This window comes from Labilibaculum sp. DW002 (assembly GCF_029029525.1).
GTDB classification, from domain to species: Bacteria; Bacteroidota; Bacteroidia; order Bacteroidales; family Marinifilaceae; genus Paralabilibaculum; species Paralabilibaculum antarcticum.
In genome coordinates, this window is the sequence record NZ_JAKJSC010000001.1 from 2,636,073 (window position 1) to 2,654,841 (window position 18,769).

At 33.3% G+C, this 18,769-nt stretch carries 10 protein-coding genes and 1 tRNA gene; 7 read left to right on the forward strand and 4 right to left on the reverse strand.

Features of this window, described 5'->3' with window-relative positions; translation table 11 throughout:
• Positions 1-34: 34 nt before the first annotated feature.
• Complete coding sequence (locus tag L3049_RS10530) at positions 35-6,337, reverse strand: lamin tail domain-containing protein (protein ID WP_275109767.1); 6,303 nt, start codon at positions 6,335-6,337, stop codon at positions 35-37.
• Between the two features lie 93 nt (positions 6,338-6,430).
• Here L3049_RS10530 and L3049_RS10535 point away from each other — a divergent pair, with 93 nt between their 5' ends.
• The gene (locus L3049_RS10535) at positions 6,431-7,420 is read left to right on the forward strand and encodes an aspartate-semialdehyde dehydrogenase (protein ID WP_275109768.1); all 990 of its coding nucleotides are present in this window, start codon (positions 6,431-6,433) and stop codon (positions 7,418-7,420) included.
• A 111-nt stretch (positions 7,421-7,531) separates the two neighbouring features.
• Here the strand turns inward: L3049_RS10535 and hflX are convergent, their stop codons facing one another.
• Both hflX and L3049_RS10545 read right to left on the reverse strand, forming a co-directional pair.
• Positions 7,532-8,806 carry a GTPase HflX gene (gene hflX / locus L3049_RS10540; RefSeq protein ID WP_275109769.1) on the reverse strand — a complete coding sequence of 425 codons (1,275 nt, stop codon included), beginning with the start codon at positions 8,804-8,806 and terminating at the stop codon, positions 7,532-7,534.
• 176 nt (positions 8,807-8,982) lie between these two features.
• Positions 8,983-9,666, reverse strand: coding sequence for an energy transducer TonB (locus tag L3049_RS10545; RefSeq protein WP_275109770.1), 684 nt, complete (start codon positions 9,664-9,666; stop codon positions 8,983-8,985).
• 588 nt (positions 9,667-10,254) lie between these two features.
• On the opposite strand from L3049_RS10545, the gene L3049_RS10550 reads away from it, so the two are divergent.
• Positions 10,255-10,328, forward strand: a tRNA-Ala gene (locus L3049_RS10550).
• Between the two features lie 375 nt (positions 10,329-10,703).
• On the opposite strand, the gene L3049_RS10555 is transcribed toward L3049_RS10550, so the two are convergent.
• Positions 10,704-11,078 (reverse strand): DUF3592 domain-containing protein, encoded by a 375-nt coding sequence (locus L3049_RS10555; protein WP_275109771.1) that lies wholly within the window; start codon positions 11,076-11,078, stop codon positions 10,704-10,706.
• A gap of 894 nt (positions 11,079-11,972) precedes the next feature.
• On the opposite strand from L3049_RS10555, the gene L3049_RS10560 reads away from it, so the two are divergent.
• From L3049_RS10560 to L3049_RS10580, 5 genes are all read left to right on the forward strand, one after another.
• Positions 11,973-12,248 (forward strand): hypothetical protein, encoded by a 276-nt coding sequence (locus L3049_RS10560; RefSeq protein WP_275109772.1) that lies wholly within the window; start codon positions 11,973-11,975, stop codon positions 12,246-12,248.
• 112 nt (positions 12,249-12,360) lie between these two features.
• On the forward strand, positions 12,361-12,735 hold the full coding sequence (locus L3049_RS10565) for a hypothetical protein (RefSeq protein ID WP_275109773.1): 375 nt from the start codon (positions 12,361-12,363) through the stop codon (positions 12,733-12,735).
• A 65-nt stretch (positions 12,736-12,800) separates the two neighbouring features.
• A complete protein-coding gene (locus L3049_RS10570) occupies positions 12,801-13,394 on the forward strand; it encodes a hypothetical protein (protein ID WP_275109774.1) in 594 nt (197 codons plus the stop codon).
• Between the two features lie 563 nt (positions 13,395-13,957).
• Positions 13,958-14,770: a T9SS type A sorting domain-containing protein gene (locus L3049_RS10575; RefSeq protein ID WP_275109775.1), complete on the forward strand. Its 813-nt coding sequence runs from the start codon at positions 13,958-13,960 to the stop codon at positions 14,768-14,770.
• Positions 14,771-14,812: 42 nt separating this feature from the next.
• The gene (locus L3049_RS10580; RefSeq protein WP_275109776.1) at positions 14,813-18,694 is read left to right on the forward strand and encodes a tail fiber protein; all 3,882 of its coding nucleotides are present in this window, start codon (positions 14,813-14,815) and stop codon (positions 18,692-18,694) included.
• Positions 18,695-18,769 lie beyond the last annotated feature (75 nt).

Consider the following 18,769-nt stretch of genomic DNA (forward strand, 5'->3'; position numbering starts at 1 on the left):
ATCCAACAATGATTTTAATTTATTAAACAGTTTGTCATTTAAACTTACCTCCTAAAACACATGGTAATTTAAACGAGCTAACATCTCCTTCCAAATTAAACAACTCAATATAAACTAAATAAACACCAATAGGTGTTCTCATTTTATTCGATGATAAGCCATCCCAAAACAAAGTATCTTCGTTCGCCAAGTTTACATTTGTCGCTAATTTCCTCACCTCTACACCAAGAGAATTGTAAATTCTTATCGAGGCTAGATAACCGTCTTCTTTAAGTTTAAAATTTATCATTAAACGGTCATTAATACCGTCATTATCTGGCGAAAAGACTTCTGAAGATAGACTAACTTCTGTGGTCTGAAGAGCTGCCTCTTGAAAAACGGAATTTTGCATACCTGGAGAACCAAATCCAATATTTTGTGCTGCCGATTGCCAATTGCTTTCCTTATTCGTTTCTACAAAAGGGTCAACTCTTTCTAAGGCAACACCATTAAGTGAAGCCAATAATGCAAAATGCATTTCCTCATTGTATTCAAAATCGTCAATTATCACTTCTTTTGAACTCAAAACAACCCTTCCCTTTTCATCATTAAAAGACGGTAAAGATTTTGCCTGACAAAATACATTCGAATTAGTGGTAAAATAATTTTTGCTGACATTCAAAGTATCATCTGTAATGAGAAAATATTCCTTCGGATGTAAATATTCCATTGAAAACGGCAGAGTATCCATCAATTGATAGTTTTCATCTCTTGTACCAAGTTTTACATCCTTTAAGTCAATTATTTTATCAGATACATTCACTATTTCAACGTAATCAGATCCGTTAGGATAGGGATTAAAAAGCACTTCATTTATTATCACATCTCCCTCAGCTATTTCATCAGCAACCCAAAATGCATATTGCGTAATTTCAAGAGAATTACCTCCTAAATCTTTTACCTTCTCAGATATTATTAATTCATATTGCTGATTTACGGACAATGTCTCGGAACAAAACAAATGATATTCAAGTGGATTGGAATCTTGTTGCTCAATTTTATCAATTGAAGTGTTATCAGATAACTCAAAATTGGCTAAGTCATGCATGGATTGCTCATCCATTGGTTCACTGAAAACAAGCTCAAGGCAATCCTCATAACGCAAATTGCAGGTTAAAACCAAGGGAGGATCAAGGTCAATATTTACCGAATCTATGGAATTCAACTTTCCAGGAGTTCCTCCACTCTCATCCATTGAACTACTCCAATTGTTTTGTTGCCAAGCTGTATTGTTAGGATCTATGCGTTCTAATGACCATCCTCCATTTTCCTTCTCTACAGTTTGATGCCACGCACTAAAGTATTGTATATGATCTAACATTACATTTTCACTAGACTCAATTGTTATGGTACCTTCCGAGTTTGTCAATCCAGAGAAACCAGTGAGTCCACTAACATTTCCATAATTTTTAAACAGATCAACAGCTGAATTACTGCACAAAATTAGATAAGAATCGGCCTCAACGGTAACTGCATCTATGTGCAGATGTTTTCCATTAATTTTCAAAGTCCAATTTCTTATAGAAACTGAATGACTCGTATTATTATACAATTCGATGTATTCGAACTCAGGAAGACCAACAGACGGGTTCTCATCTGCCATAATCTCATTAATAACAATATCATTGGGATGAACCTCATGCCAAGTAAAATTCAAAATGGTATCCAAAGCATTATCACATTCATCTTTTAATCCTGAAATGCTTAGGTTTTGATTCACTCCGTCCTCAAAGGGATTGGAAAAATTAATTTTCAGCTGATCTGATGTTAGCAATTCAATTGATGAAACTGAATTATTGGCAAACGTATAATTATCCGTATTTTTCAGAATTAATGTATCCACATATTCACTAAGCGAAAGTAAGACATCAAGTCTAGATAAAATGCTAAACTCAGAAATTTTGGGTGCAATATTATCAGGGTTGTTTTTGTAAATAGAATTTTCCGCTCCAGGAGTTCCGCAATCACCACTTTCTGATGCCGCCCAATTCCCATTACGACTGCAAGTATTTAATGGATCAATTCTTTCTAAAGACCAACCTCCATCAGATTTGAATTCATCTTGATACCATGAATCGGAATATACTACCCGATCGATTAATACTTCTTCAGCCGATTGAATTTCTATGCTAGTGCCAGAATTTGTCAATCCTGGGAAACTTGTCACACCAAGTACATTACCATATTCCGAAAACTGCTCTGCTGCTGTTGTAGAACAAAGAAGTAGGTATTCAAAAGCTGGAATTGAATCTTTTCCTAGAATTACTGTTTTTGATCCAACTTTCAATTTCCAATCTTCCACAGAAATTGGATATTCAGTGGTATTATACAATTCGAGATATTCATATTCTGGAAGACCAACAGACGGATTCTCGTCCGCCATTATTTCATTAATAACAATATCGTATTCCTTGGCAGGAGCAAAATAGTTTAGGTGAAAAGTTTCTTTATCTCGAACTGCTCCTTTTAAATCACAGATGTTCAAGATTTCGAATGAATACTCTCCAGTTAATAAGGCTTCTTCAAATTTCAGTATAAGCTCATTATTTGCATCTCCCTTATTCACATCGAAAGACGAAAGAGATTGTTCATTCCTTTTCACAATGAAATTCTCTTTGTTTACTAAACTCTCAAAATCAAGATCTTCTGAATAGATCAATTTTATGGAATCTTGTCCAATAAGATGATGAAACTTGAGGAATGGAGCAGTATTAATGGCTTTAATTTTAAGATCATCAAACCATAAATATCCTGCTCTGGAAGAGGATTCAAAAGAAAAATCTAAACCTGAAAACCAATCAGCTGAAGTATCATTCACTTCTGAATAAAACTGCCCAGCTCTTAGCCAGTTATCTAGCTCTCCTAACCGATTGTAAGCCAACTCCCACCTTCCTTCAGGAAAATAATTAACCTGAATTGCAATTGACTCGTTTTCGTTCCAATTCAAATCTGATTCAAACAATAATTTTAGATCTTCATCCTTGTTTGCATTCCAAAAACTCAATAAATCTTTTGAACCTTGTAAATTTACACCAACTGAATATTTCTCTGTTAATTTTTCGGGATCAGAATTATCCATTAACAAATGAAATACGAATTGATTTCCTGCAGAAGGATCCCAGTCGCCATTTCGAATAATAAACGACCATTGTATTACGCCAGAATTTGGTTTTAAATCTGTTAAAGGAATTGAAATATGACTAGAACCAATTTCGGAAGATAAATTGTGTTTTAAGGAATAATCTCCATTTATAGCTTGGTAAGAAGAAGCCTTCCATGCATCAGTATTCTGCCACAGATTAAGATTGCCAGTTTCAAAATCATCACTGATCTTAAGCTCATCTTCACCCAAAAATATCTTAGCAGTGTCACTTACAAGGTTAGCATCAATAATTATTTGAAAATTATCATTACCTGTGTATTGAATCGAATCAAATACAGCAATCCCATTTTCCAGACCCTTAACTTCTTCTGATAGTAAAAGCTCTCCTATTTCATTATCTAGAATTAAATTAACATCTTCTTGTGCATCAACATCTATATTTCCATGGGTATCGCATGCTCCTATTCTCAATGAGAACTTATCCTGAGAACCTACTATTGCAAAAGGTGCAGCTAAAAAAGCATATTTACTTGCCTGTACTTGAATTTGATATACGCTAGAGCTTAGTTTTGGCATTTCACTACTTAGTGCTGAACTATTCTCTAAAGTTTTCCATTCATGATCTTCTGAGGGAATTTCAACTTGTAAAGTAGCCAAATCTGATAAATTACCCTTTCTAAAAAAGATTTCTAAAGTGAGGTTCTTTGAAAGCCCATTGCCAACTTCAACAACTCCCTGCGAAGAAGAAAAGCGAATGTAATCTTCCTCAATATCATTTGTTGTCGCGATAAGCTCTCCTGAAGATTTCAGAACAGCTCCTGCAATGTGTTTTTTCCAGTTGAAATAATTTTCTGGATAACTATTATAAAATTTCAGATTAGACAATGAAGTTGATAACTGATCATGGCTTCCCAAATCAGCTATTTGAAAACTGAAAATAGCTATTGCATTCTGCTGATCGATCGCTAATGGATTCAATTCAAGCGATTCTATTGCGTCAGCAGAACTAATCATTGAAGTTCTATCTACTGCTGATATATTATCGCTTAAAATGGTTGGAAAGTAGTCACATTCGACCTGTATTGTAAAAATTTCAGCCATTGAATAAACTAAATCACTCCAAACATACTTTACTTCTTTCTTAATCGCATTAAAATTTTCTGATAAGAATTCACCATTTCCTGTGGCAAGAGAAAGACGAATCTCAGAATCGAAGTCACTATCAACATTTCCAAATCGATCTATTAGTTCAATACCAAGCTCAAACTGCTCCTGAAAATTTATGAATTTAGGAACATCAGTAAAGTTCATATTTTCAGGTTCTACATTTAATGTGAACTCAGGTCCGAGCAAGTTACTTTCGAAAATGGGCAGCAAACCACTCCCTTTATCAGAAACTTCCCATTGGGTATGCAAAGAATCAATTGCCATTTGAAAGATTTCCCCATCTATGGTTTTGCCTTTTTTCAGATAGCATAAAATAGAATACGCTGCAGTTAATTCACTAGCAACTTCCCGACCTATTTCCGATTCTGAAAATTGAATCGTCAACTCAGAATCATCAACATCTAAAACGCCATCTAAAACTTCATTATCTCTTTTGATGATAAATTTTTCAATTGATTTTTCCCAATTAACTTGATTTTTATCTGATCCGATCAATCGAATATTTTTCAATATTGTCGACAAACTATCTTGTCCTGAATCAATAATTGTAAAACGATATACTTCAAGTGCATCCTCTTGTTCTACCCTTAAAGATGAAAAATCCCTGTTATTGGCATACGAAGAATCTACTGCAACATATGTTTGCCTCGTATTCTTAACCACTATATTATTAGAAATCCACTCTCCTAAAACATTTCCTTTAGCAGATAAATTAATCGTTTCAACTTCTGAATATTGAAGCGAATCAAAACAAATCTCGCCTTTAACAAATAATTGATTTATTTCATTTTTAGATTCTAACACTCCTGAACCATTTTTCAGAGATAAACTAACCTCCTCTTCAGCATCAACATCTAAATTATCAAAATTGTCTACAGCCTTTAAAGAGATTGAAAACTGATGATTGCGAATAATAGTGTCTTGTAGGTTCGTAAAGCATATTCGTGATGCACTCACATCAATAAGATGAATCTCTGAACTTAGCTTATTGCTCTGCGAAGAAAAGCCGGAACCAGAATCAAATGTCTTAAAGCCAAGTGCGCTTTCTTTGATATACAACTCAAAATTTTTACCATCAACAATAGGATTAGTGGTATCTAAATAAACTCTTAACTCAAACTCCCGACTTGTAGCATTAGGAATGTTAATTTGCCCTTCCAAAAATTCCATCCAAATAGAATCGGCATCATGTTGTACGATATTTGGTACAATCTCGTTCTCCTCAGAAAATAAATGAATACCACCAATATTATTATTCCAATTCATTCCATTCTCTGGATTTGAATTGTAAAAAGCCATATTAGAAATTTTAGTTGGTAAATCATCTGTTACTTCAGCAGTTTCTTCAATTTTAAATCGAAAAAATGGAACTGCAACGCTTGGTTCATTTATAGTAGTTTCAATATTAATTTTCTCAATCGGACTTTGCGATGCTAAAATCTGTGTAAGCTTATCGCTTTCTGGAATTATAGGTTTTCCGCTAATCAACACATCTTTTATATAAACTGCATCTCCAGCATTAGGGTTATTCATCTTCACTAACACTTGCAAATTGCTACCGTTTAGTTCTCCTTGAGAAACAGTAGTATTGCCCCAATTACCAATATTTTCAGGATTTGTTTCAAAAGGTACTTCATCACCTCCATCCAATTTGTAAAAACACTTGATATATTTATTAGCATTGGTAGAACTACCCGTTTCTGCCACATATAATGAAATCTCAACATCAGTAAAAGTCGAAATATCAATAGAAAAGGTTTTCCAAATGGCTTCACCATCACAATCCTTTGCTTCTAAGCGTCCTCCGCTTGTTGAAATCACTTTTATGTAATCGCTCTCATCAGTCAAAGAACAATTCTCTGTACTTAAAGTCCAGTCAATAATTCCTGCCATATCGGAACCACCGCCCCAATAACCTTTCCCTGTTTCTTCAGCAAAATTATCCCTCCAAACATCTTCCGCATACAACCAACTACTGTTCAACAGGAAAACCATTAAAAACAATTTAACGCAAAGAGTTTTTTTCATGGAAAAATCCTTTTAAATTTGATTCACTTAATTAACCAAAGTGAATTTAACTATAATTAAATTTATAATCAAAATTTTAAACTGAATTATGTTATGAAGATTGCTGTAGTAGGCGCCACAGGTTTAGTGGGACAAAAAATTCTTGATGTACTGACAGAAAGAAATTTCCCTATTGATGAATTGTACCCCGTTGCAAGTGAAAGATCTGTAGGTAAGGAGATTGTATTTAATGGAAAAAAATACAAAGTTATCAGTATGATGGACGCAATTAATTTAAAACCACAAATTGCAATCTTCTCAGCTGGTGGAGACACCTCTTCAAAATGGGCTCCTGAATTCGAAAAAGCAGGGACTTTCGTTGTTGATAATTCATCAGCTTGGCGAATGCATCCTGAAAAAAAATTAATCGTTCCGGAAATTAATGCTTCAGAACTTAGTGTTGATGATAAAATTATTGCCAACCCTAACTGTTCAACTATACAAATGGTTGTAGCTTTAGCTCCTTTACACAAAAAGTACAAAATTAAACGTTTGATTATTTCAACTTATCAATCGATTAGTGGTACAGGTGTTAAGGCTGTTGAACAACTTGATAATGAAAGAGCAGGTATTGACGGAGAAATGGCTTACCCATATCCTATAGATAAAAACTGCTTACCTCATTGTGATGTATTTGAAGACAATGCTTACACAAAAGAGGAAATGAAATTGATTAATGAGACTAGAAAAATTCTTTGTGATGATTCTATTCGAATTACGGCAACAGCCGTTCGTGTTCCTGTTGTTGGTGGTCACTCTGAGTCTGTAAATATTGAGTTTGAAAAGGATTTTGATTTGGATGAACTAAAGAACCTTCTTTCAGAATCAGAAGGTGTTATTCTTCAGGATGAACCGGAAAAGAATATTTATCCAATGCCTAAATTTGCTCACGAACAAGATGAAGTCTTTGTTGGACGAATTCGTCGTGATTTCTCAAACCCAAACAGTTTAAACATGTGGATTGTTGCAGATAACCTGCGTAAAGGTGCTGCTACCAATGCGATTCAAATTGCTGAATACCTCAGCAAAAACCAATTAGTATAAAACACAGGAAAGGCCAATAAAATTAGTATTTATTGGCCTTTTTTTATTTTACGAAGGATTGGTAAATAATAAACACTACGGATATTCGCATCCACTATTCTTTAATATCACTTAGTCCATCAGATTTGAATAATCCTGATAAAGATAATCGTTATAAGGAAAACGTGCAGAATGAATTTCTTTAACCATATCGTACACTTTCTCTTTAAATTCCTCAACATTTTCTTTTTCTTTAGCTGAGATAAATAGACATGGCGTATCACCTTTAGCAACCCACATTTTCTTCAACTCATCAAGACTGTAGTTTTCTCTCAGCTTCGGGGTTAAATCATCTTCATCCTTTTTCACATAGCTAAAAGCATCAATTTTGTTGAAAACCAAGAAAGTTGGTTTTTCCTTTTTATCGATTTCTGCCATCGTTTCGTTCACCACATTAATGTGATCTTCGAAATTAGGATGAGAAATATCAACAACATGAAGAATAACATCAGCCTCACGCACCTCATCAAGTGTAGACTTGAATGATTCAACTAAATTGTGAGGTAGTTTTCTAATAAAACCAACTGTATCGGCAAGCAAGAAGGGGACATTTTGTATCACAACCTTTCTAACCGTAGTATCTAATGTTGCAAAAAGCTTATTCTCAGCAAAAACATCCGATTTACTCAAAACATTCATCAATGTTGATTTCCCAACATTGGTATACCCCACCAAGGCAACACGAACCATTTTATCACGGTTCTTACGCTGAACAGTCTTTTGCTTATCTATTTTCTTAAGATCTTCTTTAAGTTTAGAAATCTTATCCAAAATAATACGACGGTCAGTTTCAATCTGGGTTTCACCAGGTCCGCGCATTCCAATTCCACCACGCTGACGCTCAAGGTGAGTCCAAAGTCGTGTCAATCGAGGCAATAGATACTGATATTGTGCCAGTTCAACCTGAGTTTTTGCATTTGCAGTTTGAGCTCGACTAGCAAAAATGTCCAGAATCAAATTTGTTCTATCAAGAATTTTACGCTTCAGTTCACGCTCAATATTTCTCAGTTGAGATGGTGTCAATTCATCATCAAAAATAACCAAGCTAATTTCTGGATTATCATTAAGATATTGTGCAATCTCTTCAAGTTTACCAGTACCAACAAAAGTTTTAGGATTCGATCGTTGTAATTTCTGAGTAAAACGTTTCATCGTTTTTGCTCCTGCAGTTAAGGCAAGAAAATCTAATTCATCAAGATATTCTTTCACCATAACTTCGGTCATGCCCTGAGATTGGTCTACAATACCAATCAAAATTGCTTTTTCCGATTCTATTTTATTTTTAAGGAAATCTCCCATCTTATCAATTTGCAAAAAACAAAAGGCTAAAGTGCCTTTATAAATCATGATTTCCGTTCTTGAAATAGACTTTACAATCTATATTCAAAACAAATACAATTAGCAAAGTACGGAAATTATCGGCCAAAAATAAACAATATTAAACAAAGCATTAGCCAATTGGTCATAAAAAAAGAGGCTCTGAAAAATCAGAGCCTCATATATCGAATACAAAATGTATCAGCTTATTGTAACTGGAAATTGATCGGTACAGTATAAGATACTTTTACAGCTTTACCACGTTGCTTACCTGGCTTCCACTTAGGCATCTTGTTGATTACACGAACAGCTTCTTTATCCAATGAAGGATCGACACCACGTACAACGCGAATTTGTTCAACTTTACCAACTTTATTCACTACGAAATTTACGTATACACGTCCGGTAATACCATTCTCTTGTGCAATAACAGGATACTTAATCGATCTGGCAATCCATTTTTGTAACTCAAGGTCTCCACCTGGAAACTCAGGCATATCCTCTACAATTACAAAGACTTGTTGCTCATCTTCTTCCTCTGTTTCCTCCACAACTTGAATCTCAATATCTTCGTCCATATCGGCTTCAGAATCTTCAATCTCAAGTTCGTCATCAATTTCTTCATCGTTGTCCACAATGTTCAAAACGTCAGCAACCTTAGGAGCTGGTGGTGGTGGTGGTGGTGGCTTAACAGGCTCTTGACGAGTAATAGGAATAATTTCCTCCTCAGCCTGGATTTCTTGCTCTGTCTCCAACACAGTGGCTTCACTTGTATCAACTCGCCACTCAAAGGCTAGAAATACAATAGCAAGAGTAAGAGCCAGACCAATCTCTAGAAAAAGACCTCTCTTATTCTCCAGATCTGCTTTTTGTGACTTCTTAACTTCCATAGTTTTCTTTTAATTTTCTAGTAAATTCAGCGTTTAAAAGTAGGTATTTCAATTCTATAATCAAAATTCTTTTCGATCAGAGAATTAAATTGAGGCCTAAAGATATAAAAATTACAAGCAAACTGTTTTTCCTAGGCAATAAAATTGATTCTCAGCACGTAAACGTTTGAGAAAACAAGATTAAAGTAGGAAGTTATTGGTAATTTCTATTTGGATAAAACCTCTGTGTATAAATGAACTATAAACTTAGTCCATTTTTTCTTTATAGCCAATCTAAATTGTATTTTATTACAAAAGTAGAGTGAAAAATCCATTGTGTCCGAACTCATCCTACCTATACACACACTATACATTGCTACCAATCAATTGTCTATTGACAAACAATTTTCGAACTAAAATAGATTCTTCACTCTTCATTCCTTTACGTACTAATTAAAAAAATGTTTGGCTTTCTAAAAATTCCATCGTATTATTTTTTGAGATGTGCAATTTTCATCTATATTTGCAGTCCTGTTGAGGAATAGGCCCATTCTAATCTCTTTGGTTAGATGAGTATATTTATTCTTGTACATATTAAGAATACCTCACGGGGGATTAGCTCAGTTGGCTAGAGCGTTTGACTGGCAGTCAAGAGGTCAGCGGTTCGATTCCGATATTCTCCACATTGAAGATAAGGCGTTTGCGGGCTTCCACCGTAGGCGCTTTTTTTATGCTTCGCAAACAAATTCGCAAACACAACATCCTTATTTTTTTTCAAATTATAATATTGCTCTTTAATTAGGAGCTAATTTTCTCTACACTATAGAATGTATTGTAATTTTCTGTGTAAACCTGTAAACCTACCACACTACAAGCTACATATCAACACCTTACGGTTTACATTCATGGTTTACAAGGTTTACACCATTTGTTAACCAACTGATTTTCATGGGGTGTTTGGTTTACATGACTTTATAGATTTTTAACTCATGTGGTTCAATTCACTGCTGTAAATAAGCTTATTCTTTATAATACACCTATGAAAAATCGCACATTTACTAATCAGGAAGCTTTAACCAACCAGCAGGAGGTGCATTTTTTAGAACAGATGGTACGGGATTGCCAATTAACATTTTTGATTTACTTGGTGCGTCTGGAAGAAAAATCACAAAAAATCTTTTAGAAATTAACGTGTTTTGCATATGATTTACAATGACTCCACCTCTGTACTCAACATTTTTATATTTAAACTCATAATGCGCAGTTGGAGCTGAATGATGATCATCAACAAATTTTGTAATTGTCCCAATCGTATATATACCTTCTTTCGTTAATCGACTTCTTTGATATAAATCTTTTACACCAAAAAAGATGAAACATGTAATGGCCAATCCCACTATTACAATCATTATTTGTTTTTCATTAATTTCCATAAGTGTTGAATTTATAATTTACACCAGAACCAACTCCCTGCATTATTAGATGGTATAACAAAGCAGTTATAAAATATTTCTTGACCTATTAACATTCCAAAGACATGTTCCTTCCAAGATCAGGTACAGGACACAATTCTTTAACAAATAGATAGGGTATAATATTACTAAAACTATTTCTTGTATATATTTTGTTTTTCTGTTTTTCATTGTAAACCTGTAAACCACTGCCACTACAAATTGTATTACAATACATTAAGGGTTTACATTGAAGTTTACAAGGTTTACATCAATTCTTAATTGATTGATTTTCATAGGGTGTTTGGTTTACACAAGTTTTACTGAATAGAAACATTATCAAATTTTATTGAAACTTATCTTAGAAAAAAGTAAGCATTTAATAATGAGTTGTTAATTTTACATAGTAAAGATGACAATTATCTTTACTATGATAATAATAATATTCCACAAAGGGTATGATTGATTAATAATTACAGCATGAAAATATTAGATCGCTTTTTCTATTTTTTATATTCTTTCTCAAGAAAACATAGAGATACAACTGATCACATAGGAGCAAATGTTTTACTAATAAGCATACTCCTAACATTTAATTTATTAAGTATTTTAAATTTGATTGATATTCTTAGTGAACTAACAATAAGAACTCCAAAGTTGATCGTTCTTATTTTACTATTAATAATTTATGGAGTTTGCTCTATTTATTTTTATCAAAAAAAGAAATACCTCAAAATAATCTATACATACGGTAGAAAAAGGATTAATCGAAGAGTTAATATAGTCCTAACATTGTATGTTTTCATTAGCCTAATATCAATTTTTATAGTTGGATTTATTAGACTACTCATTTAAACCAATCATCAATACAAATTCATGTTCAAGTACATACTAATTACCTTAGGAGCTATATGCTTGCTTAGTGCTTTCTTTTTTGTTTACAAATGGTATTCATCATATGCTAAATTTAAACGAAAAACCTTAACGGATATCCTTTTAAAGGGACATTATCGCCCAATGCATATAGACCCTAAAGAATCTAATTTTAATCAGGCCCAAACTAAAACTTTAAATACTTGGATATATCTTATTTACGTAGCTATGGTAATCGGATTTATTTTAGCAATGACTTTTAAAGCGATGAAATTATAAATAGCTTTTCAAATGAAACAATTTATAGAACTATTGGATTGATATTCTTCACACTCGTTGTTTCAATTATATATTTAAAGGAATACTTATTCTAAGCTAAGAAATCAATTTTATGAACCTCTACACCTACTGGTATTTTATTGTTTATAGTATATATGAACGGTTTAGCCACGATAAGCATTTCGATATATTTGCAACAGCATTTTTTAGTGTTTTTACAGGTTTTCTTGTTATTGGAATTATTGGCATAACACTAGCCTTTCTAAATATTGAAGGCGTTGTTCTTAATTCTAAAGGAGCTGTAATCACAGGCCTTCCTATTTTGCTTGGAAATTTTATTTTTTTCAACCAAAAAGATCGACAAATCAGGCTTCATGAAGTATTTAAAAAAAATAGAAGTGCTAAAAAAGACATTCTTTCTGTTTTGATGACAATAGCATCAATTATAATTTTTGTAATAGCAGCACGATTGAATATGGAAAATTAGTTTAGAAAAAGATCCTTGTTTGCCGCAACTAAGGAATACAAATATAAATTATCACCCCACTAAAAATGAAACAATTAATAATAATCCTCTTATTGATAATTCTTGCAAATCACAGTAAAGCAAAAGACAAACCGATACCAAAAATGTCGTTTGAACAGATATTGACTAAGATCATTCCCAATGATCACATTGACTACTGGGAATATCGAAACTATGATTACATAGAATCAACAACAGAAGTAATATTCAGCAAAGGAATTAAACCAGCAAGCATTGCTATTCCAGATATCAAAATAAGTTCAAGTTTTAGAGAAGGATGTCATCCTACAATGTGTTTCGATTACATAGCAACTGTTGAAGACGGTAAAACTTATTACATCGATGAAACAAAAGAGGTTTGTGACTTCGTTGGCAAAATAGATAATCTTGAAGAAGGTCTATTTTTAAGATATATTATTGCTCCAGAATATTATTCGATTAACGAGGAAGGAGAATCAACTGGCATGTACAATTTGAACAAACAAGAAATCACTTTTATTCTGCTAAAAGATGAATTTACCCATCCCAAATTAGTTGGACAATACAAAATTAGCATCAACAGAACTACACACGAATTATCTATTAATAGAATTGAGACATACTACCAGGAGGAGCTTTAATTATTCTGTGTAAAAATAAGTCTGCAATCGACTCAATACACACTCTAAAGAGTTTGTTTACTTATCACTATGTTACTTTTAAAGAATCTGCAAACGAGTCGGCAATCGTTTTTACAATTTAGCCTTTAAGAAGACATCCCAACTAACAATAAAGTTACAAGAGTTTTCTACTTATTTTAGGAAGGTTACTACTTCTACCTTCTATTGAAGATATTCCTGTTATGCTTGAGCCATTATTCGGTCTTAGCTGTGTGCTTTAAATTTGCATTTTTTAAAAATCAACATACTTCGTTACCAACAGGATCTCCCAATAAAATTCCTTACAAAACACAACTTACTGAACAATACGATACTAATGAATCAATTTAAAAACAAGTAATCGAATAAATATCAAAGTATAAAAATCCAACATAAAATTAAATTAGACCCATTCTTTATTTACATATTTTTTATTGATGTTTATTTAATTTTTATATTTTTGACTTTCTTAAATCTCTAATACAGAAACTTAGCCTAAACCAAGACCAATACACTGCAGTAAATACACGAAAACATAATTTCAAATGATTAATTTTCCAAAGCTTTGCTTCAAAATCTTATCTATACTTATCTTAATAGTTAATCTTCACATTGTTGCAAGTGCTCAATCAGTACAATTAAAATCTACTGAGGAAATTATTAGTTTAAATAATCTTAATCAACTTGGAGCTTATAGAGCAACCCTTGGTGCCGATATTGTTCATCTTAGCAATATGCATGGAATCACGTATAAATTAAGTTTTGATCCAAACGTTGTATATGCTGATTCAATGCGCATATCCGCAAATGAGAAACAATTAGAATTAAATAAAGACGACTACTACGAAATACAACGAATAGACAGTTCATTTATCTTGTACTCTTTAACTCTAAAAGGAAGAGACAAAAGTCTTAAACTTGACGAACTTCCAATCTCAATAGATTTTGTGATCAAACCCGAAACATATTATAAACTTATTTCAAATAATTGCAAGTACGAAATAGAGTTTAAAGCAGAAAGCATTACTGCATATGACAACAATAAATCAGAAATACCTTTAAGTCCTTTTGTTTTACCAATAAACATTGAATGCGAAGATCACGGTGAACCTAATTTACTCCTAGCTGCTCCAAATCCAACAAAAGAAAGATGCTGGATCCATATTCAACCAGAAAAAATAGAAACAATTGAGTTTATGCTTTTATATGATACAAAAGGATCTCAATACGATTCTAAACCAAAATTATTGGGAGATCAAATTGAATTAAACCTTTCTCACTTAAAACCAGGTCAATATTTCTTTAATATTATTTACTCCAATCAGCAAAAAGATATTGTAAAAATTATTAAAGTTTAATAAATACGATTCCTCCATAACATCAACCTATAAATCAACACTATGACAAAACTATACTCCTACTTTATACTTACCGTTCTTTTCTTTGGCAATATCCATAACATAAACGCACAGCAGACAAAAAATGAGGTGAAGGGTCATTTTCAAAATGGCTATGCTCCAGGTGCAGCTCATTTTGGATATCTTATTGATGCTTGCTACAATTATTCTATTGGAGAAGGATTAATCTACGACACAAGTAATAATCTATTAAAGGCAGAAGTTCCTTTAAGTTTACTCGAGCAAACCCTGAAAGATACAGCTACCGTTATTAGAAATGAACGAGACGCCAAATTAGAAATCCTCTCTCAACAATTACTTAATAATGAAAGTAGTTCATCAGGAGCTATAGACAATTTAGAGCAAAGACTAAACAATCAAATAATTGATACCGCATCAGCAATTAGGCAAAGTATTAATCAACTTGACCTGAGCAAAACAATTGAACTGGAAAAAACAAGCCAGAATATTAGAGCTGAGATAAACGCCTTAAATTCTGAAACTAACTCAAAACTAAATAACGAGGTTAATCTACTAAATGATAGAATCAACACAACTAACTCATCTGCAGAAGATATTGAGCAACAACTAAGATTAGATTTTCAATCAAAATTAGAGCAACTAGATCTGGACAAAACAAGCCAATTAGCAGATACCGCAAAGAATATCAGATCCAAAATGTATTCGCTAAATTCAATTAATCAAAATAAACTAAATAACGAAGTCATTTTGCTAAATGACAAAATTAACTCAACTCAGTTAGCAATTCAAGATACAGCACAAAAGGTTCGATTAGATTTTCAATTTAAATTAAATCTTTTAGAAGAAGCCTTGCAAGATACTGCACAAATAATTAGAACTAGCCTTAATACATTTCACAATACTTTAAGTCAAAAAATAGAATTGGGCGATTACAATCTATCCAATCTAATTAACCAAACTCAAAATAACTTAATCAAAAAAATTGACTCCTTAGCAGAAGTTCACAACATAGAGAGAGTAATTCAAGAGAATAGAATGACCAAAATAGAAACAGATCATTCGACACTTAAGGATACAGTTGTTGAAATGAAAACTAAGTTAGATACTTTAAACTTCACTGAAGAAAACTTTTCCCAAACATTAAAATTAAAACTAGCTAATATTGAAGATGGAGCAACAAAAGCTGACAATAATTTTACTGATGCTTTAAAAACCAAACTCGACGGTATTGAAAATAGTGCCAACAACTATCAACTACCATTAGGCACACATAACAAATTAGGTGGAATTCAGTTAAGTCAAGATTTTGTATTATACAATGGCAAGGCCTACAATGCATTGGATGCAAGCAAAATCGATCGCGAATATGCCAAGGATACAATCATGAAAAATTGGACTTCTGAAATGAAGACAGACGATGAATGGACACGCATTCGTTATAAAATGGAGAATGGCTTAGTTGATGCAAGTGGGAATAAATTATATGACTATGGAGAATGGAATCAAGCTTACAAATTTATTTATGATGATCTAGAAAATTCGTTCTATGAATTCAATGCAACGGATTCTTTAAATGTAATCCTAGGGATTCATGAAAGAGATAAACTTTTTACTGGCAAAAATAACACGATCATAGGTCACGAAGCAGGATATACACTTTACAAAGGTGGTGAACGAAACGTACTAATTGGTAAAAATGCAGGCAGAGGTTCTGAAAATGTATTTGATAACGTTTTTGTTGGAAATCAGGCTGGAGAATCAATAGGAGATCCTTCTAAATCAGCCTCAACAGTTGGAGATTTTTCAGGCGAAAGAAATGTTGCATTGGGAACCATGGCTATGCAAGGACGAAATGCATCTGGAAAATCTGTTGCTATTGGCTATTCAGCAATGGAGCTCGGAGAACAAAATTCATCTATTGCAATCGGATACAATGCTGCAAAGCAAAATTCAGGCAACAATAACATTTCAATTGGTTATGAAGCTGGATTATCGGTTCCAGGATCGACCAACACAAATACCATTGCAATAGGTTACCGTGCCGGATATAAAAACACCTACGCACAACACAACATATTTATTGGTGATTCAAGTGCTCTTGTAAATGAATCTGGAGAAAAGAATATTTTTATTGGACATGGAACTGGAAAATCAAATACTGGAAATGGAAATTTATTCATTGGTAATGACATTGATTTAGCTGGCAATGATCAATTGGCTATAGGTAACAAGGGAAATATTCTCATTTCAGGAGATTTTACAACCAATACCATTAATATTGATAATTTATCAACATCTAACTTAACCGTTGGCAACTCAATATCTAATAGATACTCCATTGGAAATAAGGTTGTAATAAATAGTGCATCTCAGTTTATTGGAGATGGAGGTGTAAACTCAAGTGCTCAAATTCAAACTACCCATACAAATGCAAAAGGAAATACTAATAGCGCTATTTCAGCACTAAATGGAACCGTTTCTGCTAAATACATATCAGGTGCAGATGCAATTATGATTAGTAATGCCGATGTTATTAATAATACTGGAACATTTGTCGGTTCAGGCGGAGTAAATACCAATGGCGCTATAAATGGTAATACCCTAAATGCAAACAGTATTATCGGAACTGACAATCTGGAAATTGCAGGAATAAGTATTGTGACTTTATCTGGTGGAATACCTGTAGAAAGATATGCTATAAAAAGTCATTCACACAATCCGGCTGAAATAAATACGAACAGTACTAATCGCTTTGTAAGTGATGCAGAAAAAGCAAGTTGGAACAACAAAGTGAATACTATAACTGGAAAAGGACTTTCAAGCGAAGACTTTACAAGTACTGAGAAAGCTAAATTATTAGGTATTGCTGCAAATGCTAACAATTATATACATCCAACAAGTCATTCAGCTAATATAATTACCCAAGATGCAACACATCGCTTTGTAAATGATACTGAAAAAAACACATGGAACAATAAGGTTGACAAAGCAACAGGCAAAAACCTATCTACAAATGATTTTACCAACACATACAAATCAAAACTAGATGGCATAACGGCTGGTGCGAATAAATACACACACCCAACTACACATACGGCTAGTATAATTTCCCAAGATGCAAACCACAGATTTGTAAGCGATGCTGAAAAAACAACTTGGAATGCCAAAGCAGATAAATCGGAAGTTTCATCCAATGATTACACTACAACTGAAAAAAATAAATTAGCAGGAATTGAAGATGCAGCCAATAATTACGTGCACGATGCTAATCATTCTGCTAATATGATTACCACAACAACCAGTAAACAGTTTGTGAGCCAAACAGAAAAAGATGAATGGACTGCAGGAAAAATCCCTCTTGGAGGAATAATCATGTGGAATGGAACAACAATTCCAGATGGTTGGGCGCTTTGCGATGGACAACTTGTTAATGGTAATCAAACCCCAGACTTACGAGGCAGATTTATTGTTGGTAGTTATCCTGGGAAATCTGGTTTTGATAGTGGAAACAATGGAGGAACCGTTGGATCAACTCCTAACAATTTTAATACAAATACAAACGGTACTCACAATCATGCGGGAAATACCGGAGCCTATAAGCTAACCCCTTCCGATATTCCTACTCACAAACACAATTTTAAAAACTACTATTTTATTGAAACATCGGGAAAAGATGATGCCAGAACAGGAACTTCATTTGGATTCGAAAGTATAGAACAAGGAGGTGGTGCTGGAGATTTCGACACTGATAATAATAGAGTATTTTATAAAAATATGGACACAGAATCATCAGGAATGAGTAATCCCAATTCACATACTCATACAATTTCATCTACTGGTAATCATTCTCATTCCGTGTCTGTTCCCTATTATGTTTTGGCCTTTATCATGAGAGTAAAATAAAAACTTTATACTCCTGCATGACCTCTGTTCTAAATAAAAAAAAATTAAGCACAGAGGACATAAAACATCTTTGCG